The organism is Type-E symbiont of Plautia stali, from assembly GCF_059731115.1.
Genome location: NZ_AP035906.1, coordinates 2,244,063 through 2,268,943, shown reverse-complemented (window position 1 = coordinate 2,268,943; position 24,881 = coordinate 2,244,063). Strand labels below are relative to the sequence as shown.

Sequence of the window (24,881 nt, the reverse complement as noted above, 5' to 3'; positions counted from 1 at the left end):
TACCTTGTCGGATATTGCCCGTTTTCCCCTTTACGATTTACACAGCCATACCCAGGCGTCTGACGGTTTGCTGACCCCTACCGAGTTGGTGCAACGTGCCGTCGAAATGAAAGTAGGGGTACTGGCGATTACCGATCACGACACCGTTGCTGGCGTGGCAGAAGCGCAATCCGCTGTGCAGCAACAGAATCTACCGATTCGTATTCTGGCCGGATTAGAGGCCTCTACATTGTGGGAAAACCACGAAATTCATATCGTAGGTTTAAATGTGGATTGCCAGCATCCGGCACTGACCTCGTTTCTTGAGCAACAGCATCAATGCCGCGTTGAACGGGCTCAGCTGATTGCAGAGCGTCTCGAACGTGCCCGCATTCCTGATGCGTTGGCTGGGGCGCAACGCCTGGCGCAGGGCGGTGTCATCACCCGCGGTCATTTCGCCCGTTATCTGGTCGAGATGGGTAAAGCCGATAACATGGCGCAAGTGTTCAAGAACTATCTTGCCCGTGGGAAAACCGGCTATGTGCCGCCGCAATGGTGTACAATTAAACAAGCTATTGATGCCATTCATCATTCTGGCGGCGTGGCGGTACTCGCACATCCGGGTCGCTATGGATTGTCTGCAAAGTGGCTTAAGCGATTGATTGCCCATTTCGCCGAGGTCGGTGGTGATGCAATGGAAGTGGCGCAGTGTCAGCAGGCACCCAACGAGCGCACGCAGCTCGCGACTTATGCGCGCGACAATAAGCTGGCGGGATCGCAGGGATCAGATTTTCACCAACCCTGTCCATGGATAGAACTGGGGCGCAAATTATGGTTGCCAGGCGGCGTTGAACCCATCTGGGAGCGTTTTCCTGAGCTAGCGCCCGCCGTAACTCTTGCAGACAGGTGACATGAGGTTTTTATGAGTCAATTTTTTCACATTCATCCAGATAATCCGCAACCGCGTCTGGTCAATCAGGCAGTCGATTATCTCAATAAAGGTGGCGTAATCGTCTATCCCACCGATTCGGGTTACGCGCTGGGCTGCAGGTTGGAAGAGAAGAACGCGATGGAGCGTATCTGCCGTATCCGGCAGTTAGATGGCAACCACAATTTTACGTTGATGTGTCGCGATCTGTCTGAGCTTTCGACGTATTCGCAGGTGGACAATACTGCATTTCGTATTCTAAAAAATAATACGCCGGGCAGTTATACCTTCATTCTCAAAGCGACCAAAGAGGTGCCGCGTCGTTTGATGAATGACAAGCGTAAAACTATTGGTTTGCGCGTACCTTCCAATCCGGTGGCGCTGGCGTTACTGGAAAGATTGAATGAGCCGATGATGTCTACTTCGCTGATGTTGCCCGGTAATGACTTCACGGAATCGGATCCGGAAGAGATTCAGCACAGCATCGGTAAGCTGGTGGATCTGATCATTGATGGCGGCACGTTAGGGCAGCAGCCGACGACGGTGATCGATCTCACCAGCGATGTACCGGTTGTGGTTCGTGAAGGGGTCGGCGACACGCGCCCGTTCCTCTAATCACGCGTGGTCAGGCGGCGTTAACGTCGTCTGGCCAATATTCTTTTCCAGCCAATGTTTAAAATCACCGTACGGAATATACAGCGAAACATCTTTCAGAATGACTTGTTTGCTGCGCACATTGGAAATTTCATGGCTGTAGCCCACAATCACTCCGCCAATTGTCTGGTCAGCATTATATACCGCGCCCCCCGACATTCCCTGTACAACGCCAGCATTTGATGCCATTGCCATGCACGGTTTTTTATTCCATTTATTGGTAATAGCGGTGCGCGCTAAATTAACACCACTTGATTCCACGGGCATGGCTGAAATAAAGCTGTAGCCGTACATCTTAATGGGTTCACCGACTTTGCTGGTGCGGAATTTTGCCAGCGTTTCCGGGCTATTCTTATGATAGATAATGGCGACGTCGCAATAAGGATGATAAGCCTTCACACGCTGTACGGCAGTGGTGGCGACGTGCGCAGCTGTCAGGCTGTACTCTGGTGTTAAAGGGATGGTTGTACCGAGGATACCCAGACCCAATACCGTCGGGATGCCTGTCACGCTCATATCCACGTGTTCAAGCGCCGCTCGACTATACTCAGTATGGCCCACGGAACAGCCGCTCAGTGCCAGCGCCGCGAGGGCAGGCCAAAGCAGAGAGGTTTTCATGATAGTCATCTTCTTTTAAGCATGTCAGGAAAATCCCTGGTGAAGACTTTCGACATGCAAATTAAATTCATTCCGTGAATGAATAAACGCGTCAATTCCTGCGTGCGCCGGTTTATATTATCAACAATGCCACAGTGATTTTGTTAGTGGCTTGTTAGAGAAACGAGTGTAAATAGTAAAGGTTACGCTTTTATAAATACGGCACACTCTGTTTCAGGCTTAAATTTTACACAATTTTTTTATCAGAACAATTCATCAAATTTAATCTGAATCAAATAATGCGAAAATACAGACTTAATCCAACCTGCAGTTCCAATTAACTGGTAATTTAAAATTACTGGACTAATGAGCCTTATTTATCCCGGTTAATTAGTTTTTTATCCTGTTTTGCAGTTTGGGTTTAGATTTTATGTTTGGGATTATCCTTAAGCGTGGTGCGCAATCCTAGCAGACCAGTCTTGAAAAGCGCTAATGTATCACGGGTCTAAAGTGGGGGTAATAACCAGGCATATAGAGCCAAGAGTAAATGATAAAAATTCAGTCACTTGGCGCATAAAGAAGAGAAGTGTGGTTGGTGTATCTATAAGCAGCGTAAATGTTTAGGCATATGGCACTAAACGGGTGACGCAGCCTTTGGCCTTTATTATCGGCAGCAAAGGAAAAGGTGTTAACGAAACTTGTGTTAGTGTAAAATCGCGGGCCGCCTGAGATGGCATGCGCTATGCTCAGCGGTAACAGATTCTGATATGGGAACTGGTAATCCCCGTATCGTACCTCTTCTTACCACGACGCCTGGGAAGGCGACAACGAGGCATCTCCATGAGTGAGAAACTACAAAAAGTATTAGCGCGTGCTGGTCACGGTTCACGCCGCGAAATCGAAACGATGATTTCAGCCGGACGCGTCAGCGTCGATGGCAAACTGGCGACGCTGGGCGATCGCATTGAAAATGATAAATCCCTGAAAATTCGTATTGATGGCCATCTGGTTTCGATTGCTGAATCCGCCACTGAAGTCTGCCGCGTGCTGGCGTATTACAAACCAGAAGGCGAACTCTGTACCCGTAACGATCCTGAAGGGCGTCCAACGGTATTCGACCGTCTGCCGCGTCTGCGCGGTTCACGCTGGATCGCTGTGGGTCGTCTGGACGTTAACACCTGTGGTCTGATGTTGTTCACCACCGATGGTGAACTGGCGAACCGTCTGATGCACCCAAGCCGTGAAGTTGAGCGTGAATATGCGGTGCGTGTATTCGGCGAAGTGGATGACGATAAAATTCGTCAGCTCAGTAAAGGTGTGCAGTTAGAAGATGGCCCGGCATCGTTCAAAACCATTAAGTTTGCTGGCGGTGAAGGCATCAACCAGTGGTATAACGTCACCCTGACCGAAGGACGTAACCGTGAAGTCCGCCGTTTGTGGGAAGCCGTAGGTGTGCAGGTTAGCCGCCTGATGCGCGTCCGTTATGGCGATATTCAGTTGCCAAAAGGGTTACCTCGCGGTGGCTGGATGGAGATGGAATTACCGGCGGTTAACTACCTGCGTACGCTGGTGGATATGCCGGAAGAGACGGTGACGAAAGTCGCGGTTGAAAAAGACCGTCGTCGTACTAAAGCCAATCAGATTCGTCGCGCGGTAAAACGTCATAGTAATGTAAGCGGCAGCCCACGTCGCGGCGGCAGCAGTAGCAGCCGCAACAGCAGCACGCGGACCAGTGGAACTAACAAGCGCGGTTCCTGATATGCCCGTGACGCCGCATGCAGCGGCGTCACTGTTTTACCAATCTATTCCCTGCTGAGCCTGAATGCCTGCATCAAATGCATGCTTAACCGGGCGCATCTCGGTCACGGTATCCGCCATCTCGAGCAAGGTTCGATGGCAGCCTCGACCGGTGATAATCACACTTTGTTGAACCGGACGTTGTCCCAGCACGCGCACCAGCTCATCCAGATCCAGATAATCCATACTGACCATGTAGGTGATTTCATCGAGGATCACTAAATCCACATGCTCATCGGCAAGCATACGCTTTGCCGCCTGCCAAACCTGTTGGCAGGCGGCAGTATCGGTCTCCCGATTTTGAGTATCCCAGGTAAAGCCGGTGGCCATCACCTGAAATTCCACGCCATGCTGTTCCAGCAAATTGCGCTCACCATTTGGCCATTCACCTTTAATAAACTGCACGGCGGCAACGTTTTTACCGTGCCCGCAAGCGCGTAAAGCCGTACCAAAGGCGGCGGTGGTTTTGCCTTTGCCGTTGCCGGTGAACACCATCAAAATGCCGCGCGCTTCTGTCGCGGCAGCAATCCGCGCATCAACCTGTTCTTTTAAACGCTGCTGTCGTTGCTGATGACGATCACTCATGCGCTGGCTGGCCCCGGTTTACGTCCCGGCTGGGCATCAAAACTGATCCCGGTTTTGCGACGGCTGTCATCACCCATCAAATAAAGGTAAAGCGGCATCAAATCAGCAGGCGTTTTCAGTAAACTGGCATTTTCTTCCGGGAAAGCACTGGCGCGCATTTTAGTGCGAGTGCCACCAGGATTGATGCAATTTACCCGCAGATGACGATTTTTATACTCATCCGCCAGTACCTGCATCATGCCTTCGGTGGCGAATTTCGACACCGCATAGGCCCCCCAGCCTGCACGGCCGGTACGGCCGACGCTCGACGTGGTAAACACCAGTGAACCGGCGTCTGATTTCAGCAGCAGCGGCAGCAAGGCCTGAGTTAAATAAAAGGTGGCGTCAAGATTGATCTGCATCACCTTGCGCCAGACGGCAGGATCGAGTTCCGCCAGTGGGACGATCTCACCCAGAATCCCGGCATTGTGCAGTACACCATCGAGCCGTGGCACCAGGGAGGCGATCTGATCGGCCACCTCAGCGCAGCTTTCTGGCGTGGCATGCGACAAGTCCAGCAGCAAATGGGATGCGGGCTTCTTATTCAGCTGATTGATGGCGTGTTCAGTCTGCTGCAGCGTTTCGGCGTTGCGGCCCATCAAAATGACGCGTGCGCCATAGCGCGCATAGGTCAGCGCCGCTTCGCGGCCAATGCCGTCAGAAGCGCCGGTGACGAGGATAATGCGATTTTCCAGCAGATCGCTTTTCGGTTGATAATGCACAGCGATGTCCTTTGGCAAGTCAGAGGGTTTTGGGCTTTATGCCTCAATTTGTCGCCAGGTGCAATCACCGCGCCTCGCATTCTGTGCCGCCTGCGGGCATTTCAGGCGACGAAAGTCGTTAAAGCGGGTAAACTCAGCCATTGTTTGTAATTCACTGTTTAATAAGGCGGCAGAATGGATTTACTCTCCAGTTATGGATTATTTCTGGCCAAGGCCGTCACCGTGGTGGTGGCGTTCGCAGCTATTGTTCTGATTGTGCTCAATGCCGCGATGCGTAAACGCCACAGCGGTGGTCAACTGCGCTTGACTCATCTCGACGATGATTATCGTGAAATGAAGGAAGACCTGCAGTTGGCGAAGATGAAGCCACAGGCGCAAAAAGTGTGGCTGAAGCAGCATAAAAAAGAAGAGAAGCAAAAAGCCAAAACCGAGAAGCGCAATGCCAAAGCTGGTGTGAGCGAAGCCGCTAAACCGACACTCTATGTGATGGAGTTTAAAGGCAGTATGGATGCGGGCGAAGTCAGTTCTTTGCGTGAGGAGATCTCCGCGGTGCTGGCGGTGGCTGTGCCGGGTGATGAAGTCTTGCTGCGTCTGGAAAGCCCGGGTGGCGTGGTGCACGGTTATGGCCTGGCCGCTTCTCAGCTGCAGCGTCTGCGTGATGCGGGCCTGCAGTTAACTGCCGTCGTCGATAAAGTGGCGGCGAGCGGGGGTTATATGATGGCTTGTGTCGCGGATCGCATCGTCGCGGCGCCATTCTCTATCATTGGATCAATTGGTGTGGTCGCGCAGATCCCCAACTTCAACCGTCTGCTGAAACGCAATGATATCGACGTTGAACTGCACACCGCGGGTCAATATAAGCGCACGCTGACCTTGTTTGGTGAGAACACCGATGAGGGACGTGAAAAATTCCAGGAAGATCTCAACGAAACCCATCTGCTGTTCAAAGAGTTTGTCCAGCAGATGCGTCCGACACTGGATTTGGAAAAAGTGGCCACCGGTGAACACTGGTATGGACGCCAGGCGCTGGATTTGGGGCTGATTGATGAGATCGGCACCAGCGATGCGCTGATTATCAAGCAGATGGATCGGTTCAATGTGCTGGGCGTGCACTATGCGCGGAAAAAGAAAATGATGGATCGCTTCACCAACAGCGCCAGTCTGGCGGCCGAGCGGTTAATTCTGAAAATATGGCAGCGTGGTGATAAGCCACTGTTGTGAGCAAGCCCGGCAAATGCCGGGCTTTTTTATGCCAGGTGATAGCGTGAGGAGAGCTCAACGGCAAGGGATTTAAACACGTTAAACACAGCGGTGGTTTTCGCGCTCGGCAGGCCTTCTTCATCTAAGAAGTAAGGCCCACGAAACACCAATACCTCGCCCTGCTGAATCACGTCATTCGCTTCCATCCCGGCTAAATAATCGTCGTGCTGTTTGATCATTTGATTGGCTATTTCCAGTAACGCCTGGCGTGAAATGGATTCCGTTTCTACTGACATTGTTGACCTCTTTTTTGACAGCAATCGTTCTCCTTCTATATTACTAGCGAGTTGAGCTGTTCATCAAATCAACGTCCTTCAGCAAAACTGGCGCAAAATTAATCAGAATGCTAATTAAGTTGCGTAACGGATTTTATCAGGTAGAGTGTGGGCGATTCAGCTTTCAGGGAGATCACACCCGGATGTGTGATGCTGTCAGATGGAAAACCCGCTTCTAATCATAAAGTTGCATAAGTCGATGCAATCTGACCTGAGATTATCCCCGCTGCCTTGAAAAGTGAAAAGCTGGCAGCAATATTGAACCCGTTGGGTTTTGGGGCATCGAATCCTCTCCCGTTTATCAGGACGTTTCAATTAGGTAAAGGTACATATGGGTAAAGCACTCGTAATCGTTGAGTCCCCGGCAAAGGCCAAAACAATCAATAAATACCTCGGTAATGACTACGTGGTGAAATCCAGCGTCGGTCATATCCGTGATTTGCCGACCAGCGGTTCAACTGCCCGTAAAAGTGCCGACGGGGAAAAGGCGAAAACAGGAAAAAAGGTTAAGAAAGATGAGAAGGCCGCTCTGGTCAGCCGCATGGGTGTCGACCCGTGGCATGGCTGGGAAGCGGACTATCAGATTCTGCCGGGCAAAGAGAAAGTCGTTGCCGAACTGAAGAGCCTTGCTGCAGAAGCCGACCACATCTATCTCGCAACGGACCTTGACCGCGAAGGGGAAGCCATTGCCTGGCACCTGCGGGAAGTGATCGGTGGCGATGACAAGCGGTTTAGCCGCGTGGTGTTCAACGAAATCACCAAAAATGCGATTCGTCAGGCGTTTGAAAAACCGGGCGAACTGAATATTGAGCGTGTTAATGCACAGCAGGCGCGTCGCTTTATGGACCGCGTGGTGGGTTACATGGTTTCCCCGCTGCTGTGGAAGAAGATTGCCCGTGGCTTGTCGGCGGGTCGTGTTCAGTCTGTAGCTGTACGTCTGGTGGTCGAACGCGAGCACGAAATCAAAGCGTTCGTGCCGGAAGAGTACTGGGAAATCGACGCAGATTTCTCTACGCCGAAAGGCGACGCGCTGGCGATGCAGGTCACGCATCAGGGCGACAAAGCCTTCCGTCCGGTTAATCGCGAGCAAACTCATGCTGCGGTATCCGTGCTGGAGAAAGCGCGTTACGAAGTGCTGGATCGTGAAGACAAACCGACCAGCAGCAAACCTTCTGCACCTTTTATTACCTCGACGCTGCAGCAAGCGGCGAGTACTCGTCTCGGTTTTGGCGTGAAGAAAACCATGATGATGGCGCAGCGTCTCTACGAAGCGGGTCACATCACCTACATGCGTACTGACTCCACCAACCTGAGTCAGGATGCGGTGGCGATGGCACGCGGCTTTGTGGAGAAGAGTTTTGGTAAGAAGTATCTGCCAGAATCGCCAATCACTTACGCCAGTAAAGAGAACTCGCAGGAAGCTCACGAAGCGATTCGACCTTCGGATGTCAACATCCAGGCAGAACAGCTGAAAGACATGGAAGCTGATGCGCAGAAACTGTACCAGCTGATCTGGCGTCAGTTTGTGGCCTGCCAGATGGTGCCGGCGCAGTATGACTCCACCACCCTGACGGTGGGTGCAGCAGACTTTAAACTGAAAGCGAAAGGCCGCACTTTGCGTTTCGATGGCTGGACAAAAGTGATGCCAGCCCTGCGTAAAAACGATGAAGATTTGACGCTGCCACCGGTCAATGTCGGCGACATGCTTGACCTGAAGGAGCTGATGCCAAGCCAGCACTTCACCAAGCCGCCAGCCCGCTTCAGCGAAGCTTCCTTAGTCCGTGAGTTGGAAAAACGGGGTATTGGCCGTCCATCGACCTATGCCTCAATTATTTCCACCATTCAGGATCGCGGTTACGTGCGGGTAGAAAACCGCCGCTTCTATGCTGAGAAGATGGGTGAAATTGTCACCGATCGCCTGGAACAGAATTTCCGTGAACTGATGAACTATGACTTCACCGCGCGCATGGAAGACAGCCTTGACCAGGTTGCTAATAATGAAGCGCAGTGGAAAGCGGTGCTGGATTCCTTCTTCAGCGATTTCAGTCAGCAGTTAGGTCAGGCCGAGAAAGAGCCAGAAGAGGGCGGCATGCAGCCGAACCAGATGGTGCTGACCTCGATCGACTGCCCGACCTGTAGCCGCCAAATGGGTATCCGTACCGCGAGTACCGGCGTATTCCTCGGCTGCTCGGGTTATGCATTGCCGCCGAAAGAACGCTGCAAACAGACCATCAATCTGATTCCGGAAAATGAAGTGCTCAACATTTTGGAAGGCGATGATGCTGAAACCAATGCGTTGCGCGCCCGTCGTCGTTGTCAGAAGTGTGGCACTGCGATGGACAGCTACCTGATCGACAATCAGCGCAAATTACATGTCTGCGGTAATAACCCGGAATGTGACGGCTACGAAATCGAACAGGGCGAATTCCGCATCAAAGGTTATGACGGCCCGATCGTAGAGTGTGAAAAGTGTGGTTCCGAAATGCACCTGAAAATGGGGCGCTTCGGCAAATACATGGCCTGCACCAACGACGAGTGTAAAAATACGCGTAAGATTCTGCGCAATGGTGAAGTTGCACCACCGAAGGAAGACCCGGTACCGTTGCCTGAGCTGGCGTGTGAAAAATCAGATGCCTACTTTGTATTGCGTGACGGTGCGGCAGGGGTATTCCTGGCGGCCAACACCTTCCCGAAATCGCGTGAAACGCGTGCGCCGCTGGTGGAAGAGCTGCAACGTTTTGCTGACCGTCTGCCGGAGAAGCTGAAATACCTGGCGGAAGCGCCAGCGGCGGATCCGGAAGGCAATAAAACGTTAGTGCGTTTTAGCCGTAAAACTAAGCAGCAGTATGTTTCCTCCGAGAAGGAGGGTAAAGCGACTGGCTGGTCGATGTTCTATATCGACGGTAACTGGCAGGAAGCGAAGAAGTAATTCCCTCAAGGCCAGCATCTGCTGGCCTTTTCATCATCCTTATAGCTAATCGTTCTACATTCTTTCTTTAACTGATATAGTGGTTATAGCTTTTTTCGTTTCGCTGACACGCTTTCCCTCCTCAACCCTTAATCAAGGCGGAAACACGCCTGCAGGGAATGCCCCTCTGTCGCTACCGGGAAGATATAACTATGAAATTGCAGCAGTTGCGTTACATCGTTGAAGTGGTTAATCACAACCTCAACGTCTCCTCTACCGCCGAAGGTCTTTATACCTCGCAACCGGGTATTAGTAAGCAAGTGCGTATGCTGGAAGATGAACTCGGCGTGCAGATTTTTGCGCGTAGCGGGAAACATCTCACTCAGGTCACGCCAGCAGGTGAAGAGATCATCCGGATAGCACGTGAAGTGTTATCGAAGGTCGATGCGATTAAATCTGTCGCGGGTGAGCATACCTGGCCCGACAAAGGCTCGCTGTATGTGGCGACCACGCATACTCAGGCGCGTTATGCCTTGCCTGGCGTGATTAAAGGCTTCATCGAGCGTTACCCACGCGTATCGCTGCATATGCATCAGGGATCGCCAACGCAAATTGCTGAGGCCGTGTCGAAGGGCAATGCTGACTTTGCGATCGCGACCGAAGCGCTGCATCTGTACGACGACCTGATTATGTTGCCGTGCTATCACTGGAACCGCGCCATTGTCGTGACGCCAGACCATCCGTTAGCAGGCAAATCGAATGTGACGATTGAAGAGCTGGCTGATTTCCCGCTCGTGACCTACACCTTTGGCTTCACCGGCCGCTCAGAGTTGGATACCGCCTTCAACCGTGCAGGATTAACGCCACGTATTGTCTTTACGGCCACCGACGCTGATGTCATCAAAACATATGTGCGTTTGGGCTTAGGGGTGGGTGTGATTGCCAGTATGGCGGTGGACCCGGTTTCCGATCCGGACTTAGTGCGTATTGAAGCATCAGAAATTTTTACCAATAGTACAACCAAAATTGGCTTTAGACGCAGCACGTTCCTGCGAAGCTATATGTATGACTTTATTCAACGTTTCGCACCGCATTTGACGCGTGATGTAGTGGATGCTGCGGTCGCATTACGTTCAAATGAAGATATCGAAGCGATGTTCCGCGATATCAAGTTACCTTTCAAATAATCCCCTAACTCATTATTTTCACAAGGTGTCCAGTGGGCATCTTGTGAAACCCTCTCTGGTTAGCGCCACAAGAATCTCAAAAAATTTCATTATTTTTTTGTAAATGAAACATCGATCACATGTTTTTTCATTGTTATATCTTAAATGAGAAACAGTACACAAAATTTACGCTGCTGCTTTGCGGACCGCCAGGAATATTCCCATACTCCAGTTATCAACTGATGACAAAGGCCTTTTAGTCAGGCTCTTTAAATTAAACTCAAATTTAGAATGGTACTAAATTTGTTTTAACCCAAATTTACAATGTTTGTATTAGATAAATAGTTTGATCAGTAATTAAATTTATCTCATCAATTGTTTGGGTTTTGATAAACAGCGTTAATCGTTGTACTCAATAAAAATAACTGGATTTTCGGACTTAACAAGTTTAGGATTCGTCCTAAATCTTAATCGTTATCAACAATCGTTTTATTGAGAGTGATTATCAAAAACTATGAACACTAGACTGACTGTACAACAAGATTTTCGTACTAAAACCGCCAAGGTTGAGCGCTCTGGTAATGTGCGTCGTAAGGCTTGGTTGACCGTCTTCGCTGCTTCAGCACTGTTCTGGGTAGTGGTGGCATTGATGATTTGGCGTATGTGGGGTTAAGCCATGTGGGCAAATACACTCAGCCGTAAGTCTCCGGTTTCTGCGCGTCAGCCGAACACGTCAGCGTGCAAAGCGAAAGAAGTAAAGAGCGTTGAACAGCCTGTGGCGATTCCTGCGTCGTGGGAACTGAGTGAAAACCAGCGTAACTTTATCGAATCGTTCATGGATCCGAAGTCGAAATAACGCAGTCTGCGTTTTGTTCTATATATAGACATCTATACCTCTCTTTACCGGATTATCCGGTGGGCATTTTAAAAGCCCGTCCTTTAACACTCAGCACTAAAAAAACGGTGTCATCAGTACAACGCTGAAGACGGTGGACTTTTTTTGCCCGGAATCCGGGAGGGTGTGACTCGATGAATACAACGACTTTTTCATGGTTCGGCGTTTATGCCTTTTCCTTTGCATTTTGGGCCGCGGCCGTGTGGGCAATGATCTAATCCAATAACTCAAATTGTACTGATTTCTATTAATGCCCTGACAAACGTCGGGGCATTTTTCTTTGTGCCTTTATGTGTCATTTCGTGTTGTTATCAAATCGTTAACGAAATTGTGGTCTATCTTTAAGCTAAACCTTGTGGTTATTGAGGTTTAAAAGAGAGGCCCATATAAGGAGGAGCTATGTCGTTAACGTTACGGGAGCACAGTCAGGATACGCTGGACGTTCGGGCAAAAAAATATCATTACTACAGCCTGCCAAAAGCTGCCCAGCAATTGGGTAATATCGATCGCTTACCTAAATCAATGAAGGTGTTGCTGGAAAACCTCCTGCGCTGGCAGGATGAGGATTCCGTGACAGCTGAAGATATACAGGCGCTGGTTGGCTGGCAGAAAGATGCGCATGCTGACCGGGAAATTGCCTATCGCCCAGCGCGCGTGTTGATGCAGGACTTCACCGGCGTGCCAGCGGTGGTGGATTTAGCGGCGATGCGTGAAGCGGTAAAACGCCTCGGCGGCGATGTGGCCAAAGTTAATCCTTTATCGCCGGTCGATTTGGTTATTGACCACTCGGTGACCGTTGATCATTTTGGGGATGAAGACGCCTTCGAAGAAAACGTGCGTCTGGAGATGGAGCGCAATCACGAACGCTACGTTTTCCTGCGCTGGGGGCAAAAAGCGTTTAATCGTTTCCGCGTAGTGCCGCCCGGCACCGGTATCTGCCATCAGGTTAACCTGGAATATCTGGGGAAATCCGTCTGGCATGAAACGCTAGAAGGCAAAGAGGTCGCTTATCCTGATACCTTAGTCGGCACAGATTCCCATACCACGATGATCAACGCGCTGGGCGTATTGGGCTGGGGTGTTGGCGGTATTGAAGCCGAAGCCGCCATGTTAGGGCAACCCGTGTCTATGTTAATCCCCGACGTTGTCGGTTTCAAACTCACCGGCAAACTGCGTCCTGGCATCACCGCGACCGACTTAGTTTTAACCGTGACGCAAATGCTGCGCAAGCATGGTGTGGTGGGTAAATTCGTTGAATTCTACGGTGATGGCCTTGCCGATTTGCCGCTTGCCGATCGCGCAACTATCGCTAATATGGCACCGGAATATGGTGCCACCTGCGGTTTCTTTCCCATTGATGAAATCACCCTGAGCTACATGACCCTGACCGGGCGTGATGCCGAACAAGTCGATTTAGTCGAAGCTTATGCTAAGCAGCAAGGGATGTGGCGAAATCCGGGCGACGAACCACGGTTTACCAGCTCACTGGCGCTGGATATGGCAGATGTTGAATCCAGTCTTGCCGGTCCGAAACGACCGCAGGATCGCGTCTCTTTAGGTGATGTACCCGCCGCCTTTGATGCCAGCAACGAACTTGAAGTTAATCATGCGCAGAAAGCGCACAAGACCGTCACGTATCGCGACAGCGAGACCGGCGATAGCTATCAGCTGGAAGATGGCGCGGTGGTCATTTCTGCTATTACCTCCTGTACTAATACTTCCAACCCTAGCGTCTTGATGGCCGCGGGCCTGCTGGCGAAAAATGCGGTTGAGCGTGGGTTGATGCGCAAACCCTGGGTGAAAGCCTCGCTGGCACCGGGATCAAAAGTGGTGTCGGATTATCTCGCGGTGGCTCAACTGACACCTTATCTGGATGAATTAGGTTTCAATTTGGTGGGATATGGTTGTACCACCTGCATCGGTAACTCGGGCCCATTGCCAGATGAAATTGAAAGCGCGATTAAAGAGGGCGATCTGACCGTCGGTGCTGTGCTGTCGGGTAACCGAAACTTCGAAGGGCGCATCCATCCGCTGGTGAAAACTAACTGGCTGGCGTCGCCACCGCTGGTGGTGGCTTATGCACTTGCCGGTAACATGAAACTCAACCTGCAGAACGATCCCATCGGGCAGGACCGGCAGGGCAAGGATGTCTTTCTGCAGGATATCTGGCCATCACCAGAAGAGATCGCCGCCGCAGTGCAGAAAGTGACCAGTGATATGTTCCATAAGGAATACGCCGAGGTCTTCGACGGTACGCCTGAGTGGCAGCAAATCAAAGTCAGTGAAGCCGCGACTTATGACTGGGATGAGGGATCGACATACATCCGCCTGTCGCCGTTCTTTGACGATATGGGCAAAACACCGGAGCCTGTCCAGGATATTAAAGGCGCGCGCATTCTGGCAATGCTGGGTGACTCTGTCACCACCGACCATATTTCGCCAGCGGGCAGCATCAAAGCGGAAAGTCCTGCTGGACGCTATTTGCTGTCGCATGGTGTTGAGCGGACCGATTTCAACTCCTACGGTTCGCGTCGTGGTAACCACGAAGTGATGATGCGCGGGACTTTTGCCAACATTCGTATTCGTAATGAAATGGTGCCGGGCGTGGAAGGGGGATACACCAAACACTTCCCCAGCAATGAACAGCTGGCGATCTACGATGCTGCCATGAAGTATCAGTCCGAAGGTGTGCCACTGGCAGTGGTCGCCGGGAAGGAGTATGGCTCAGGTTCCAGCCGCGACTGGGCTGCGAAAGGCCCACGTTTACAAGGTGTGCGCGTGGTTATTTCTGAGTCGTTCGAGCGTATCCATCGCTCTAACCTGATCGGCATGGGGATCCTGCCGCTGGAATTCCCTGCTGGCGTCACGCGCAAAACACTGGGATTAACCGGGGAGGAGTTTATTGATGTCGAAAACCTTTCCCAGTTGAAACCGGGTTGTACTGTGAATGTCACCCTGACGCGCGTCGATGGTAAAAAAGAGACGCTGGAAACCCGGTGTCGTATCGATACCGGCAATGAGCTGACCTATTACCAGAACGACGGCATATTGCATTATGTGATACGTAATATGCTGAACTAAAGAAAAAGCCGGGAGATTTCCCGGCTTTTTGCTTTCTGCGTTACGCTTTTGGCAGCAGATGACCCATTTTTTCTGCCTTGGTATCAAGGTAGTGAGCATTTTTGGGGTTGCGCCCAACCACTAACGGCACGCGCTCGACAATATTAATTCCCGCTTCGCTCAGGATCTCGACTTTGCGTGGATTGTTCGTCAGCAGGCGGACTTCATTGACGCCCAACAGTTTGAACATATCTGCACACAGGGTGAAATCGCGCTCGTCGGCGGCAAAGCCCAACTGATGATTCGCTTCCACGGTGTCGTAACCTTTGTCTTGCAAAGCGTAGGCGCGGATCTTGTTCAACAGACCGATATTACGGCCTTCCTGGCGGTGATATAACAGCACGCCGCGTCCTTCTTCAGCGATAGCGGTGAGCGCCGCTTCCAGCTGAAAACCACAGTCGCAGCGCAGGCTGAACAGCGCATCACCGGTTAGACACTCAGAGTGAACGCGCGCCAGCACTGGATTGTGGTCGCTAACATCACCGTAAACCAGCGCGACATGATCCTGGCCAGTTGCCAGTTCTTCAAAACCAACCATCAGGAAATCTCCCCATGGCGTGGGCAGTTTGGCTTCTGCTACCCGTTTAAGCTGCATGTGACTCTCCAGAACCTTCAGAGGATGCGCTATCATCATGATAACGCACGGGCCCGATTGGCCCGACAAAACTGACAATATTGTGCCACAACCTGTATCCGGGCCGTTAATCAGTCAGAGTTATTGTAGTGATAAAGCACAATTATCTAAGCTGCAACGGGTATGTTATTCTTTTTTCAGCTAAAGTTATGCCAGCCACGCGAATATCAGCGGATCTAAAAGGAAACGGATGTTAAAAATTGCGCAGCGCACCACCCTGGGAATGCTTTTGTTATTAATCATGCCTGTTGCTGTCTGGCTCTCTGGCTGGCAATGGCAGCCAGGTGAGAGTAGCGCGTTTTTACGGGTACTCTTTTGGATGACCGAAACCGTCACTAGCCCATGGGGCATTTTGACAAGCCTTCTCCTCAGTGCCTGGGTTTTATGGTGTTTACGCTTCCGACTTAAGCCCGCCATTTTACTGATCCTCTTCATGAACGGCGCAATTCTTGCTGGCCAGTACACCAAATCTTTCATTAAAGAGCAGGTGCAGGAACCCCGTCCCTATGTGGTTTGGCTGGAGAAGAGTTACGGTATTGATGAAGGGGCGTTTTATCAGCAAAACCGTCAGGGGCGCAGTCAGTTGGTGTCGACTTTAGTGGCGAACGACACTCAGCTGCCGCAATGGCTGAAAAACCACTGGGCGTTTGAAACCGGCTTTGCCTTTCCTTCCGGACATACCATGTTTGCCGCCAGTTGGGCGCTGCTGGTGATTGGCCTACTCTGGCCACGGCGCCACATCGTGACCGTGGTCGTGCTGTTTGCCTGGGCTACCATGGTGATGGGCAGCCGTTTGCTGCTGGGCATGCATTGGCCGCGCGATTTAGTGGTGGCCACCCTGATTTCCTGGCTGTTGGTTACGGTTGCCACCTGGCTGGCGCAGCGTTTTTGTGGCCCGCTTACGGTGCCGCGCGAAGAGCAACAGGAGATTGAGCAGCGTGATGATGGATTGTAATTTCTGCGCGCGCCCCCATATGATTGATTGCGCTTGCGGAAAATGCGCTAAGTGATGTGCTGATAAGCAGCATCGACGGCACTTTTTTGGCATACTTCTACTGGATAACCTCACGACAGGACGCATTGTGAAATATTTGCTGATTTTTCTCGTGGTTTTGGTCATTTTTATCATCTCCGTCACGCTTGGAGCGCATAACGACCAAATCGTCACTTTTAACTATCTGCTGGCGCAGGGTGAATTCCGCATCTCCACATTGCTGGCGAGCCTGTTTGGTGCCGGATTCCTGCTTGGATGGGCAATTTGCGGTCTTTTCTGGTTGCGGATACGTGTTTCTCTCGCTCACGCGCAGCGCAAGCTGAAACGCATGCAGGCGCAGAACGAACAATCAACGGCTGTGACAAATTCTTCTACTGCTGGTCGTCGGGATTAAGTTTCGATGCTTGAATTGCTGTTTTTGCTTCTCCCTGTTGCTGCGGCGTATGGCTGGTATATGGGCCGTCGCAGTGCACATCAGGATAAGCAACAGGAAGCCAATCGCCTGTCACGTGAATATGTTGCCGGCGTAAACTTCCTGCTTTCCAATCAACAGGACAAAGCTGTTGATCTCTTTCTGGATATGCTGAAGGAGGACAGCGGCACAGTTGAAGCTCACCTGACGCTCGGCAATCTGTTCCGTTCACGCGGCGAAGTTGATCGCGCCATTCGCATCCACCAATCCCTGATGGAAAGCGCTTCTCTGAGCTATGAACAGCGCCTGTTGGCTATCCAGCAACTGGGTCGCGATTACATGGCCGCCGGGTTTTACGACCGCGCCGAGGACATGTTTAGTCAGCTTATTGATGAAACCGACTTCCGTATCGGTGCGCTGCAACAGCTGATACAGATTCATCAGGCAACCAGTGACTGGCAGAAAGCCATTGAAGTGGCGGAAAGATTGGTCAAGCTCGGCAAAGAGAAGCACAAGGGCGAAATTGCCCATTTCTACTGCGAGCTTGCGCTTCAGGCGCTGAGCAGTGACGATCTTGATCGCGCCATGAGCTTGTTGAAGAAGGGTGAATCGGCCGATCACCAGAGCGCGCGCGTTTCCATTATGATGGGCCGCATCTTTATGGAGCAGGGCGAATACGCTAAAGCAACAGCTCGCCTGCAGCGCGTGCTGGATCAAGATAAAGAGCTGGTGAGCGAAACCTTATCGATGCTCGAAACCTGCTATCAGCGACTGAATCAGCCCGAAGATTGGGCGCAGTTTTTACAGCGCTGCGTTGAAGAGAATACCGGCGCGGCCGCTGAACTTTACCTCTCTGATATCCTCGAACAGCAGCAGGGGCCTGAAGCGGCGCAGTTATACATTAATCGCCAGTTACAGCGCCATCCGACCATGCGCGTGTTCCATCGCTTGATGGATTTCCACCTGCATGAAGCAGAAGACGGTCGTGCCAAAGAGAGCCTGATGGTGCTGCGCGATATGGTGGGCGAACAGATTCGCACCAAACCACGCTATCGCTGCCAAAAGTGCGGATTTACCGCGCATGCGCTTTATTGGCATTGCCCATCCTGCCGCGCATGGTCTTCTGTGAAACCAATCCGCGGACTTGACGGCCAGTAACGGCCGTTTTTTTATTATAACCGCACTATAGTTACAACATACTATAATCTTGAATTCTCAAAGAGAGTTGTGGCACTGTGCAGCCTTCGGTCGATCATCGGTTTAAAGCGCGCTGTGAGATTGTCGGGAAGGGCATGCGCGGGTAGAATGCTTGCCGTTTGTCCATTGCGCCCGCGGGTGCCTGCCTTTGAGGAAACGTTATGCCTGTAACCACTTCACCGATTCTGGTGGCGCTCGACTATCATAATCTCGACAGCGCACTGCAGTTTGTGGACCGCATTGACCCGAGCCAGTGTCGCCTGAAAGTCGGCAAAGAGATGTTTACGCTATTTGGCCCGTCACTGGTGAAAACACTGCAGTCGCGTGGTTTTGACGTTTTTCTCGATCTGAAGTTTCATGATATTCCGAATACCACCGCGCACGCGGTAGCCGCGGCTGCCGATCTCGGTGTGTGGATGGTTAATGTTCACGCCAGTGGCGGGGCGCGGATGATGAATGCGGCTCGTGAAGCGCTGCTGCCTTTTGGCAAAGATGCGCCATTGTTGATTGCGGTAACCGTATTAACCAGCATGGATGAAGACGATCTCAAAGGCCTCGGCATTACGCTTTCACCCGCTCAGCAGGCGGAACGTCTGGCTCGCCTGACGCGCGATTGTGGTCTGGACGGTGTGGTGTGTTCAGCGCAGGAAGCTGCTCACTTTAAGCAGGTAATCGGTCAGGATTTCGCCCTGGTGACACCGGGTATTCGTCCGGCTGGCAGTGATGCCGGCGATCAGCGCCGCATCATGACACCACAACAAGCAAAATTGGCTGGCGTGGATTACATGGTGATTGGGCGTCCGATCACCCAATCCAATGATCCGGCTGAAACACTACGCACCATCCTGCAAAGCTTACAGGAGGTCTAATGGCTCAGGACAACCGACTGGTTTACTCCACTGAAACGGGTCGCATCGCTCAGGAAGAAGAAAAAGCGCCGCGCCCGAAAGGGGACGGTATTGTGCGCATCCAGCGCCAAACCAGCGGCCGAAAAGGCAAGGGCGTATGCCTGATTATCGGTATCGATTTGGATGACGATGCGCTCAACAAGCTGGCAGCAGAACTGAAGAAAAAATGTGGTTGTGGTGGGTCACTCAAAGATGGCGTGATCGAGATTCAGGGCGATAAACGCGATTTATTAAAGACGCTGCTTGAAGCCAAAGGCATGAAGGTGAAATTAGCCGGCGGTTAATAAAAACGGGCCGCACACTGTGCGGCCCGTGATGCTGTAGATGCGCTGCGTAGCCTGAATCTTTATCGTTATTTAGAAACCTGATGGCCGATAATACCGCCAACGGCTGCACCACCCACTGTACCCAGTGCACTTCCGTTAGTCAGGACAGAACCACCGATTGCACCCGCACCCGCCCCGATGGCGGTATTACGGTCGCGTTTTGACCAGTTCGAACAACCACTCAAGGCAACAACCAGGGTGGCAGCTAATACCGCAACGGTCATACGTTTCATTGTTGTCGTCATCTCTTTCTCCTTGATTGTATGTACAGAGGCAACCTTGTAAGTATAGATGTTGCGCAACGAAGTACGTCATCCCTGCGTGTCATTCAATGCTCTCCATTGTGACCATTTGCGGCGGTTAATCCTGTGCAAACCGTACCGTTCCTGACTTTAGCCCGATGAACCTCAACTAAATTAGATGAAGATAGAATATTCTTAATTCACGCCACACTTCTTCGGTCTCAGCGACTTTCCGCTGCTTTTACAGCGATTCGCTCCATAACGTTTTCTCCGCCCGTTCAGCACAATTCAGCTATCACAGTTCGCAGGAGGAATAATCATGCTGGAATCGCTCAAGCAGCAGGTGCTGGAAGCCAATCTGGATTTACCGCGCTATAACCTGGTCACCTTTACCTGGGGTAACGTCAGCGCCATCGATCGCGATCGTGGCCTGCTGGTGATCAAGCCATCGGGCGTGAAATACGAGAAAATGCAGCGTGACGATATGGTGGTGGTGGAGTTAGCGAGTGGCAAGGTGGTGGAGGGGACGCTTCGCCCATCATCCGATACGGCCACCCATCGCGCGCTGTATCTCGCCTGGCCGGAGATTGGTGGCATCGTACATACCCATTCACGCCACGCCACAATCTGGGCGCAGGCCGGACGAGACATTTTGGCTCTGGGTACAACACATGCGGATGATTTCTACGGCACCATTCCCTGTACGCGTGCGATGAAGCGTGAAGAGATACAGCAAGAGTATGAATGGAACACCGGACAGGTGATTATCGAAAGCTTTGCGCAACGCCGCATTAAACCCGCCGACATTCCTGCTGCGCTGGTCAACTCGCACGGCCCCTTTGCCTGGGGTAAAGACGCGGATGCAGCTGTGCACAGTGCGGTGGTGCTGGAAGAAGTGGCTTACATGGCACTTCACACGGAACAACTGCGCAGCGAATTGCCTCCGATTTCGCAGAATTTACTCGATCTGCATTATCTGCGTAAGCATGGCAAGAATGCATGGTACGGGCAGAATTGAACATTGAAACTTCATTGAGGCGCCTGAGGGCGCCTTAATTTTTTGCTATTTAGCGCTGGTATGGCGATGCATATCATAAAAAAGAAATGCCAAATCTACAAAAATAAAACACCGTTTCATTAATATCGATTCGATCACTTTTTTCCTGACTGCCAGTGGTTATCTTGCCTGCCATGCCATCCGGCGAACGATAACGCACCTCCTTCTGGCTCAGTAAAGGTGACACAACTATGCATATCAAACGTGCAATCGATAAGATTCCAGGCGGTATGATGTTAATCCCGCTGTTTTTGGGCGCGCTTTGCCACACGTTTTCACCCGGCGCAGGAAAATACTTTGGCTCTTTTACTAACGGCCTGATGACGGGCACTGTGCCGATTCTGGCGGTATGGTTCTTCTGTATGGGGGCATCGATCAAACTCAGCGCAACCGGAACCGTGCTGCGTAAATCCGGCACCCTGGTATTAACCAAAATCGCCGTTGCCTGGGTCGTGGCTGCCGTGGCATCCCGCATGATGCCGGAAAATGGCGTAGAAGTCGGTATGTTTGCCGGTTTATCCACGCTAGCATTGGTTGCTGCGATGGACATGACCAATGGCGGCCTTTATGCCTCCATCATGCAGCAATACGGTTCAAAAGAAGAAGCAGGCGCGTTTGTGCTGATGTCGCTGGAATCGGGTCCGCTGATGACCATGGTGATCCTGGGGACCGCAGGCATTGCTTCGTTTGAGCCACACGTGTTTGTTGGCGCGGTGTTGCCCTTTATTGTCGGCTTCGCGCTTGGCAATCTTGACCCGGAATTGCGCGAGTTCTTCGGCAAAGCCGTACATACTTTGATTCCGTTCTTTGCCTTCGCTTTGGGTAACACCATCGATTTGGCCGTGATCGCACAAACCGGTTTATTGGGCGTATTGCTCGGTGTTGCCGTCATCATCATCACCGGTATCCCACTCATTATTGCCGACCGATTAATTGGTGGTGGTGATGGCACGGCTGGGATCGCAGCATCCAGCACCGCAGGCGCGGCAGTGGCGACGCCGGTGCTGATTGCCGAGATGCTGCCACAGTTTAAACCGGTCGCTCCCGCAGCCACCGCACTGGTGGCAACATCCGTTATTGTGACTTCTGTATTAGTACCCATTATCACCGCCCTCTATTCAAAACGCGTTAAGCGTTCTCATGTGGCGGTAGGACAGCGCGCTGCCATCAAGTAAGCCTGCTTATCTTTCCCCGACCCCATGGTCGGGGATATCTCTGGATTTTACTTTATAAATCAATCTCTCATTTGGTCTGGCCTCACTCTGGATTACGCTGATGTTGCGTTTAACGCATCACATAACTAGAGGATGAGACTATGACAGTAATTAACCAACCAACTTGCAGATTGTTTACCGAAGTCGGACAAACCACCCAGCTGGCGGCCTACTATGAAGAGGGTCGACACACCATGTGGATGCTGCTGCGTGCCCAGCCGCGTCCTAGTTTCAACCACGAATTAATTGAGGAGATCATGAATCTGAGCTATGCCGCTCAGCGTTCGGGTTTGCCGATTGATTTTTGGGTGACGGGTTCGCTGGTACCACAGATGTTCAACGCCGGAGGCGATTTGCGTTTCTTTGTGGAGTGCATTCGTAACAACCGTCGTGAAGCGCTGCGGGCCTATGCGCGTGCCTGCGTGGATTGCATCCATTCGGCAGCGCGGGGTTTTGATACCGGAGCGGTGACGCTGGCGATGATTGAAGGGAGTGCATTGGGTGGTGGCTTTGAAGCCGCGCTGGCCCATCACTTCATTCTGGCGCAGAACTCTGCACGGATGGGGTTCCCGGAGATCGCGTTCAATCTGTTCCCTGGCATGGGCGGCTATTCACTGGTGGCACGGCGTTCCGGCATGAAGCTGGCCGAAGAGCTGATCTGTGAAGGGGAATCGCATAGCGCAGAGTGGTATGAGACGCGCGGTCTGGTAGATAAAGTCTTCCAGCCAGGCGATGCTTATCGTACCACGCGTACCTTTATCGATACTCTACGTCCGAAGCTGAATGGTGTGCGTGCCATGTTGAAAGCGCGCCAGCGCGTACTGCAACTCTCGCGAGCCGAGCTGATGGATATTACGGAAGATTGGGTGGATTACGCCTTTACACTGGAGCCTAAAGACATTGCTTACATGGAACGACTGGTGCAACTACAGAACCGTCATAGCGCATCCCTGCGCAAAGCCGGATAATCGAGAGCAGCGTTAAACGCGGGCAGGATGCTTAGCCAGCCAATGCCCGAGCTGTTCTGCGGGCATTGGTTTTGCATAAAGATAACCCTGACGCCCATCGACACCGTTGGTCATCACAAACTTCTCCTCAGCTTTGGTTTCAATCCCTTCCGCAATGACTTGCAGATCGAGGGTTTTGGCCACGGCGACAATGGCACGGACCAAAGATTGCGCCACCGGTTGTTTGTTGATGTTACGTACGAAACTTTGATCCAGTTTGATTGCATCAATGGGCACGCGAGCCAACTGGGAAAGCGAGGAATAACCTGTACCAAAGTCATCAAGATGAACCTGAGCGCCCAGTTCCTGGAACTGCTTCATCAGCGTGAGTGCACCGGCTTCGTTCTCAATCAGGCAGCTTTCGGTGAGCTCGATATCAATGGGACAATCCGTGAGGCCGGCTTCGCTCAGCGCCTGCTTTAAATCGGTATAAATACTTTGGTCAATCAATTGTTTAGCTGAAACATTAACGGCAACGCGCAGGTAAATTCCCTCGCTGCGCCACTGAATAATTTGTTGCAGAACGTTCAGCATCACCCAGCGGCCGAGCGGCACGATGAGGCCCGATTCTTCAGCATACGAGATAAAGTCGCCAGGCGGCACCAGACCGCGCTCGACGGAATTCCAGCGCACCAATGCTTCTGCGCTGCGCACTTCGCCGTCACGATCTAATTTGGGCTGGTAGTACACCACCAGATGCTCCAGTTCCAGTGCTTTACGCAGGTTAGTATCAAGCCAGAGATATTCGAAAACACGCTGATTCATCTCGTTAGCGAACACGCAGAATTTACCGCGCCCATTCTCTTTGGCGTGATACATCGCGGTATCGGCGTTGCGGATCAGACTTTCCCGATCCTCGCCGTGCAGCGGGGCCAGGGCGATACCAATCGAGCAGCCGCTGTAGACTTCGATCAAACCGACGCGGAACGGTTGACGCAGGCGCTCAAGAATACGTGATGCCATGGCTTCCAGCGCAGCCTGGCTGGTATGTTCTGCCAGTACCACGAACTCATCACCACCAAGACGGGCCAGCGTCTGATCTTTGCCCAGACAGCTGAGAATGGCGAGGGAGACCGCTTGCAGCAGTTGGTCGCCAAACATATGGCCGTAGGCGTCGTTCACCTTCTTAAAATTGTCCAGATCGAGATAAACCACGCCAGTTTGACTGCCATTGGCTAATTCCAGTGCCAGACTAATCTGTTGATGGATGGCATTGCGGTTGGGTAAACCGGTCACCGTATCGGTGTTAGCGAGAACACGTAAGCGTTCCTGAGCGCGTCGCTCTTCTGTGATGTCGGTTCCAGAACAGATGAGGAAAATTTCATTTTTCCCACTACCGCTGTGCACAAACTTATTACGAAACAGAAACAGTCGCTGGCCTTTTTTGGTTTTGATCCAGCGCTCTACTTCATAAGAGTTGCCATCGCGAAAGAAGCCCGAAATGTTGCGTCGCGAAGCCTGCGCTTCCTGCTTAGTCATGAACAGTTGAAACACGTTGCGGCCGATCACTTCCTGCTCTTTGAGCCCGGTGTACTCTTCGCTTAAGCGATTGAATCGCTGAATATTCCCGCGTTGGTCGAGGATCACAATCACCGAGTTTGCTTCGGAAACCACTTGTTCAGCAAAAGACAATCCGAGTGTTAAATCACGCGCCACGGAGGAGGTATCACCCCAGGCGGAAGAGGTACCAGCCCATGTCGATTGGTTGACCTTGCGGCCGACAAAGTGCATAGGCACCGGCGCACCGCGCAGGGAGAGGGTCAGGTTGATACTGGAGGTGATCACCGTCATCGCACGCAGCAAACTGGCCTGCGCGGGGGTTAATGGAACCGCCAAATTGGTATTGGCATTCTCATCTTCGGCAAAATGCAAAGCATCGCTATCTGAAGTTAAACGCCAATGAGGGCTGGTTGTGCCAAACAGGGTGTATAGCAACGTTTGCCCTTGTTCATCGGTCATGGAAAC

Annotated in this window: 24 protein-coding genes; 17 read left to right on the top strand and 7 right to left on the bottom strand. The window is 51.8% G+C overall.

Annotation, left to right across the window (positions count from 1 at the left end):
* Nucleotides 1–4 precede the first annotated feature (4 nt).
* The gene (gene rnm / locus AC6I8L_RS10380; protein ID WP_058959808.1) at nucleotides 5–889 is read left to right on the top strand and encodes an RNase RNM; all 885 of its coding nucleotides are present in this window, start codon (nucleotides 5–7) and stop codon (nucleotides 887–889) included.
* A gap of 12 nt (nucleotides 890–901) precedes the next feature.
* Nucleotides 902–1,522, top strand: coding sequence for an L-threonylcarbamoyladenylate synthase (locus AC6I8L_RS10375; protein ID WP_045814395.1), 621 nt, complete (start codon nucleotides 902–904; stop codon nucleotides 1,520–1,522).
* On the opposite strand, the gene AC6I8L_RS10370 is transcribed toward AC6I8L_RS10375, so the two are convergent.
* Complete coding sequence (locus AC6I8L_RS10370) at nucleotides 1,523–2,179, bottom strand: serine protease (RefSeq protein WP_034821503.1); 657 nt, start codon at nucleotides 2,177–2,179, stop codon at nucleotides 1,523–1,525.
* A gap of 819 nt (nucleotides 2,180–2,998) precedes the next feature.
* Here AC6I8L_RS10370 and rluB point away from each other — a divergent pair.
* Nucleotides 2,999–3,916, top strand: a complete 918-nt coding sequence (rluB, locus tag AC6I8L_RS10365; RefSeq protein ID WP_034821500.1) for a 23S rRNA pseudouridine(2605) synthase RluB — start codon at nucleotides 2,999–3,001, stop codon at nucleotides 3,914–3,916.
* A gap of 36 nt (nucleotides 3,917–3,952) precedes the next feature.
* On the opposite strand, the gene cobO is transcribed toward rluB, so the two are convergent.
* Entirely contained in the window at nucleotides 3,953–4,540 is a 588-nt protein-coding gene (cobO, locus tag AC6I8L_RS10360; protein ID WP_058959807.1) for a cob(I)yrinic acid a,c-diamide adenosyltransferase, read from the bottom strand.
* Complete coding sequence (locus tag AC6I8L_RS10355) at nucleotides 4,537–5,301, bottom strand: YciK family oxidoreductase (protein ID WP_058959806.1); 765 nt, start codon at nucleotides 5,299–5,301, stop codon at nucleotides 4,537–4,539. The genes cobO and AC6I8L_RS10355 overlap by 4 nt, the downstream gene beginning before the upstream one ends.
* Nucleotides 5,302–5,475: 174 nt before the next feature.
* Here AC6I8L_RS10355 and sohB point away from each other — a divergent pair, with 174 nt between their 5' ends.
* The gene (gene sohB / locus AC6I8L_RS10350) at nucleotides 5,476–6,522 is read left to right on the top strand and encodes a protease SohB (protein ID WP_058959805.1); all 1,047 of its coding nucleotides are present in this window, start codon (nucleotides 5,476–5,478) and stop codon (nucleotides 6,520–6,522) included.
* 26 nt (nucleotides 6,523–6,548) lie between these two features.
* On the opposite strand, the gene AC6I8L_RS10345 is transcribed toward sohB, so the two are convergent.
* Nucleotides 6,549–6,797, bottom strand: coding sequence for a YciN family protein (locus tag AC6I8L_RS10345; RefSeq protein ID WP_058959804.1), 249 nt, complete (start codon nucleotides 6,795–6,797; stop codon nucleotides 6,549–6,551).
* Between the two features lie 370 nt (nucleotides 6,798–7,167).
* Here AC6I8L_RS10345 and topA point away from each other — a divergent pair, with 370 nt between their 5' ends.
* From topA to acnA, 5 genes are all read left to right on the top strand, one after another.
* Nucleotides 7,168–9,765, top strand: a complete 2,598-nt coding sequence (gene topA, locus AC6I8L_RS10340) for a type I DNA topoisomerase (protein ID WP_058959803.1) — start codon at nucleotides 7,168–7,170, stop codon at nucleotides 9,763–9,765.
* A 191-nt stretch (nucleotides 9,766–9,956) separates the two neighbouring features.
* Nucleotides 9,957–10,931: an HTH-type transcriptional regulator CysB gene (gene cysB, locus AC6I8L_RS10335; RefSeq protein WP_034821485.1), complete on the top strand. Its 975-nt coding sequence runs from the start codon at nucleotides 9,957–9,959 to the stop codon at nucleotides 10,929–10,931.
* A 493-nt stretch (nucleotides 10,932–11,424) separates the two neighbouring features.
* Complete coding sequence (locus AC6I8L_RS10330; RefSeq protein ID WP_071845610.1) at nucleotides 11,425–11,583, top strand: YmiA family putative membrane protein; 159 nt, start codon at nucleotides 11,425–11,427, stop codon at nucleotides 11,581–11,583.
* Nucleotides 11,584–11,586: 3 nt separating this feature from the next.
* Nucleotides 11,587–11,766 (top strand): YciX family protein, encoded by a 180-nt coding sequence (locus AC6I8L_RS10325; protein WP_034821480.1) that lies wholly within the window; start codon nucleotides 11,587–11,589, stop codon nucleotides 11,764–11,766.
* A gap of 438 nt (nucleotides 11,767–12,204) precedes the next feature.
* Entirely contained in the window at nucleotides 12,205–14,886 is a 2,682-nt protein-coding gene (gene acnA / locus AC6I8L_RS10320; RefSeq protein ID WP_058959802.1) for an aconitate hydratase AcnA, read from the top strand.
* 40 nt (nucleotides 14,887–14,926) lie between these two features.
* Here acnA and ribA read toward each other — a convergent pair whose 3' ends face one another.
* Entirely contained in the window at nucleotides 14,927–15,520 is a 594-nt protein-coding gene (ribA, locus tag AC6I8L_RS10315; protein ID WP_034821474.1) for a GTP cyclohydrolase II, read from the bottom strand.
* A 229-nt stretch (nucleotides 15,521–15,749) separates the two neighbouring features.
* On the opposite strand from ribA, the gene pgpB reads away from it, so the two are divergent.
* The 5 genes from pgpB (at nucleotide 15,750) to yciH (ending at nucleotide 19,354) form a co-directional block, all read left to right on the top strand.
* Nucleotides 15,750–16,514: a phosphatidylglycerophosphatase B gene (gene pgpB, locus AC6I8L_RS10310; protein WP_058959801.1), complete on the top strand. Its 765-nt coding sequence runs from the start codon at nucleotides 15,750–15,752 to the stop codon at nucleotides 16,512–16,514.
* A gap of 127 nt (nucleotides 16,515–16,641) precedes the next feature.
* Complete coding sequence (locus AC6I8L_RS10305) at nucleotides 16,642–16,947, top strand: LapA family protein (protein WP_038646699.1); 306 nt, start codon at nucleotides 16,642–16,644, stop codon at nucleotides 16,945–16,947.
* Nucleotides 16,948–16,953: 6 nt separating this feature from the next.
* Nucleotides 16,954–18,123, top strand: coding sequence for a lipopolysaccharide assembly protein LapB (lapB, locus tag AC6I8L_RS10300; RefSeq protein ID WP_058959800.1), 1,170 nt, complete (start codon nucleotides 16,954–16,956; stop codon nucleotides 18,121–18,123).
* Nucleotides 18,124–18,323: 200 nt separating this feature from the next.
* Nucleotides 18,324–19,031 carry an orotidine-5'-phosphate decarboxylase gene (pyrF, locus tag AC6I8L_RS10295; protein WP_058959799.1) on the top strand — a complete coding sequence of 236 codons (708 nt, stop codon included), beginning with the start codon at nucleotides 18,324–18,326 and terminating at the stop codon, nucleotides 19,029–19,031.
* Complete coding sequence (gene yciH / locus AC6I8L_RS10290) at nucleotides 19,031–19,354, top strand: stress response translation initiation inhibitor YciH (RefSeq protein WP_058959798.1); 324 nt, start codon at nucleotides 19,031–19,033, stop codon at nucleotides 19,352–19,354. Before pyrF ends, yciH begins: the two co-directional genes overlap by 1 nt.
* Before the next feature lie 68 nt (nucleotides 19,355–19,422).
* Here yciH and osmB read toward each other — a convergent pair whose 3' ends face one another.
* On the bottom strand, nucleotides 19,423–19,641 hold the full coding sequence (gene osmB / locus AC6I8L_RS10285) for an osmotically-inducible lipoprotein OsmB (protein WP_034821457.1): 219 nt from the start codon (nucleotides 19,639–19,641) through the stop codon (nucleotides 19,423–19,425).
* Nucleotides 19,642–19,957: 316 nt separating this feature from the next.
* Between osmB and araD the strand changes: the two genes are divergently transcribed.
* From araD to AC6I8L_RS10270, 3 genes are all read left to right on the top strand, one after another.
* Nucleotides 19,958–20,656, top strand: a complete 699-nt coding sequence (araD, locus tag AC6I8L_RS10280; RefSeq protein ID WP_058959797.1) for an L-ribulose-5-phosphate 4-epimerase — start codon at nucleotides 19,958–19,960, stop codon at nucleotides 20,654–20,656.
* 230 nt (nucleotides 20,657–20,886) lie between these two features.
* A complete protein-coding gene (gene kdgT, locus AC6I8L_RS10275) occupies nucleotides 20,887–21,870 on the top strand; it encodes a 2-keto-3-deoxygluconate transporter (protein WP_058959796.1) in 984 nt (327 codons plus the stop codon).
* Between the two features lie 140 nt (nucleotides 21,871–22,010).
* Complete coding sequence (locus tag AC6I8L_RS10270) at nucleotides 22,011–22,877, top strand: crotonase/enoyl-CoA hydratase family protein (RefSeq protein ID WP_058959795.1); 867 nt, start codon at nucleotides 22,011–22,013, stop codon at nucleotides 22,875–22,877.
* A gap of 12 nt (nucleotides 22,878–22,889) precedes the next feature.
* On the opposite strand, the gene pdeR is transcribed toward AC6I8L_RS10270, so the two are convergent.
* Nucleotides 22,890–24,875, bottom strand: coding sequence for a cyclic di-GMP phosphodiesterase (pdeR, locus tag AC6I8L_RS10265; protein ID WP_034821445.1), 1,986 nt, complete (start codon nucleotides 24,873–24,875; stop codon nucleotides 22,890–22,892).
* Between the last annotated feature and the right edge of the window lie 6 nt (nucleotides 24,876–24,881).